2 protein-coding genes are annotated in these 4341 nt (G+C 26.8%); both read left to right on the top strand.

Annotated features, from left to right (window positions below; translation table 11 throughout):
• Positions 1 to 370: 370 nt before the first annotated feature.
• The gene (locus EZH24_RS07740) at positions 371 to 2182 is read left to right on the top strand and encodes a ribonuclease R family protein (protein WP_137998542.1); all 1812 of its coding nucleotides are present in this window, start codon (positions 371 to 373) and stop codon (positions 2180 to 2182) included.
• A 267-nt stretch (positions 2183 to 2449) separates the two neighbouring features.
• A partial coding sequence (locus EZH24_RS07735) for a glycosyltransferase family 4 protein (protein ID WP_137998541.1) occupies positions 2450 to 4341 on the top strand: 1892 nt, incomplete at its 3' end.

Raw genomic sequence — 4341 nt, 5'->3', positions numbered from 1 at the left:
AAATATTTTCAAATTATACAATATTTAAAAAATTTGTCAACCCTTAAAATAAAATTTTTTTTAAATTTTATTGTCATTGCGAGTGCACTAGGCTAAAAGCCCACAGAGTGAAGCGGGCATGTTGCCAAACGAAGCAATCCAACATAATAGATTACTTCAGGCTTTGCCATCGTAATGACAAAAATTTTATCAGCACAATTAATTTAAATATCAATTAATAAATATTATACAACTTTTTAAAATTATGTCAATAGGTTATATAAAAAAATTCATATTAAACAATTTGACATTATAAAATATTATTGCTATAATTAAAAAATATCATAAATAGTATTCTATCATAATAAACATTTGAAAGGAAAATTAAAATTTGAAAAAGCAGAAAAGTAAAAAAAATAAAGTTAATAACAATAAACCTAACAAAGAAAAAAAATCGATTAAATATAATAAAAATTCAAATAAAAAAAATTTTGTCAAAAAAAGTTCGGATAAAAAAACGGATATTAAAAAATCTATTCCAAAACCAGATATAAAAATAGATATAAATAATCCGAAAAAAGACGCCGAATTGATAGCAAAAGCTTACAATATTTCTACCGAATTCCCTAAAAAATGTTTGGACGAAACGAAATTGTTGCCAGAAAATTTGGAAAACGAACCTCTCGAATTTGACAGAATCGATTTAAGAGATTTGAAAACCGTGACGATAGACGGAGCGGATTCAAAAGATTTTGACGACGCGATAAGTATAGAAAAATTAAAAGACGGTTATAAAATTGGAGTTCATATTGCGGATGTCAGCCATTTTGTCGACATGGGAAGCGCGCTCGACAGAGAGGCAAGAAAAAGAGGAAACAGCGTTTATTTGATAGACAAAGTTTATCCAATGTTTCCGCATGAACTTTCAAACGGAATTTGCTCCTTAAATGAAGGAGTAAGCAGATTTGCAATGACAGTTTTTATAAATATCGACTATAAAGGAAATGTGAGAGAAAGCGAATTTTATAAAAGCGTTATAAAGTCCGACAGAAGATTAACCTACGATTACGCTCAAGATATTTTGGACGAAATTGAAAACGATGAAGAATGGCTAAAAAAATTATTGAAAGAAGCGAACGAAGTAAAAGAAATATTACTAAAAAAAAGAATTGAAAACGGAAGTATAGAATTTAATTTAAACGAAACTAAAATTATACTCGACAAAGACGGAAACCCGAAAGATTTTTTTATTGCCGAAAGAAAAGAAACTCATAAAATAGTCGAAGAATTGATGCTTCTTGCAAATTGCGAAGTGGCTAAAAAATTAAAAAATATAAAAGGCGCTATTTATAGAGTTCATGATTTTCCCGATAAAGAAAAATTGGATACATTTAGCAGAATCGCCTACAATAGAGGATATAAATTAATTAAAGATGCCGAAGGAAATATGGATTTTAATTCTTTTATAGAATCTATAATTGGAAAGCCAGACGAAAAATTGCTTCTCACTTTGCTTTTGCGTTCGATGAAACAGGCGGTTTACGACACGAATAATATCGGACATTTTGGGCTTGGTTTTGAATATTATACTCATTTCACATCGCCAATTAGAAGATATACCGATTTGCTCACTCATAGATTATTGAAATTGGTATTGGAAGAAGAATTGAAAAATCTTAAACCTTCAATGCAAAAAATGTTTAATAACGCCGCTCAAAACTGCTCGAAAACCGAAAGAGTTGCAATCGAATGCGAGAGAGCTTTAAATAAAGTGAAAGCCGTTCGTTTTATGAAAGATAAAGTCGGAAATGAATATAACGGAATAATAAGCGGAGTGACGAAATTTGGAATATTTGTGGAAATAGAAGAGCGAGGAATAGAAGGTCTGATAAGATACGCTATCTTAAAATCGCATTACAGATTTGACGAAAAAGAGCAAGTGGCATATAGCGAATCGGAAGGAAAATGGTTTACTTTGGGAGATAAAATAAGAATAACGGTTTATAAAGTCAATCTAAAAGAATTATTTATAGATTTTATTCCTTCTGACGAATTCGACAATAATTTTGATAGAGACGATATTATTTACGGAAGAGATTTTTTGAAGAAAAGTAAAACTAATAAAAAGAAAAATAATAGAAATAGCAAAAGAAATAAATCAAAGAATAATCGCAGAAAAATACAAATGAAAAATTTTTATTAAATCTATAATTTAATATTTAACCATAGTTTAAGTTAACATAATGCTATTTATCGGAATATGCAAACTCAATAATTTATAATAAAAGCTATTATAACATACAAGAAATAAAATGTCAACAGTTAAATATAAACATTATTTGTATTATTTATGAGCATATTAATTTAAAAAATAGTAGTTTTCCAAAAAAATAGTCCTTATTTAATCATAATTTAATAGTTTATGTTCCGATAAATAGCATTATGTTAACTAATTACAAGATGTTGAATTATGAAAAATATTAAAGTAGGTTTATTGGTAGACGAATTTTTTGGAGCGAGCGGCACGGCTTTTGGAGGATACGGATTTTTAGCAAGAAACTATTTAACGAAATATATTCCAAATGAAAATATTCAAATAGATGTGTTACTTGAAATGAAAGAAGATTTAAAAGAAGTTGAAACTACAAAAGTTGACAATATTTTATTATACCGTCTGCCTAAAAATATAGAATTTTGCAAAAAATGGCTCTCACAACAAAATTATGATATTTTTATGAGCATCGAAATTACCTACAAAAGTTACGAAATACTAAATATAGTAAAAAGTAAACCTCTTATTTTTTGGATACAAGACCCGCGTCCTAAAAATTTATATGAAATAAAAAGAAAATCAGTTAATATAGCTCAAGACCCACTCACCATCGATAAAAATGTAATAGCATTAATAAATTATCTTACCCAACAAAAAAAGATTAAATTTATATCGCAAGGCTACTCTCTTAATAATTATGCAAAGGAATTATATTATCTACCTAATGATATAAAAATAAAATATATGCCAAACCCAATAAATATAGATTATAAATATAAATTTGATATTTCTCTTAAAAAGAAACAATGCGTATTTTTAGCTAGACTTGAAGCTCAAAAAAGAGTTTGGATTTACTGTGAAATTGCAAAAAATATGCCTCAATACGATTTTTATGTAATCGGTAAGTTTTTTAGAGATGAAGATATAAATAAAAAAGTTTTAGAAAAATATATAAACGGTAATATTGATAATTTACATTTTTTAGGACATTTGGAAGGAGAAGATAAAGAAAAATTATTAAAAGAATCGAGATTATTAATAAACTGCTCTATATGGGAAGGAATTCCTTTATCCTGGTTAGAATCGCTTCAATATGGAACTTTAATAGTAAGCTGTTTAAATAACGAAAATTTACCAGAAAGATTTGGGCAATATATAGGTGAAATATTAGGAGATGGCTATGATAAAGTCTATAAATTTATTCCCGCTATAGAAAAATTTATGTTAGATGATGATTTATACTCTAAAAAAGCCTATTCTTCAATAGAATATATCAGAAGTAATCATAGTTTAAACAAATTTATACCAGAAATGAGAAAACTTTTAATTAAAGAAGCTAAAAAATATCGTTTTAAGAATGTAATCAAAAAATTATATAACAGACAAGATATTCATCAACCTTATAAAAATTATATTCATATCAATATCTATTTTCAAAATAAAATTTTACCCGAAAAAACTCTTATAAATTTACCAAATTTCATTCAAACGCTTAACGGGAAAATAAACGATATTACTTTTAGCGGAATAGAAGCCTTCAATAATTCTAATATACAAACTTTAATTAAAGAATTGTCGAAACCTCTTAATACCATAAATATTATAATGGATTACTCAATCGATATTGAAAAATTAAAAGAAATAGTCTTGTCTGCTGGCGAAAATCTTGGTTATTTAAGCATATCTGCAGATTTATGTAAAATCAACAATATAAAAGAGATATTAAATAAGATAAAAAAAATAGCAGATTTACAAAAAGAATATTATTTAGATTTCTTCACCATATTAAAATTAAAAAACGCTCATACGCAAAATGACTTATCGGAGTTAATGAACTTGGAAAAAGGAATTAATATGAAAGTTGAATTTGAAAATAATTCAAATGATTTTAGAGAAAATTGTTATTCATTTAGCAATTTATGTTATGCTGGATACAACTTTTTTTTCATAGACTGCGAAGGAAATATAAATAGATGTTATACCAACCAAATAAACAAAAAATATTATAATCTTGGAAATTTGGAGCAACCTAATAAAATAAAAATCTTTAAAAAAGCCATTCCATGTCTATCGGCGGAAAACGGAACTTG

It is taken from the genome of Brachyspira catarrhinii (assembly GCF_005518285.1).
Taxonomy (GTDB): Bacteria; Spirochaetota; Brachyspiria; order Brachyspirales; family Brachyspiraceae; genus Brachyspira; species Brachyspira catarrhinii.
This window is presented reverse-complemented; position numbering and strand designations above follow the sequence as displayed.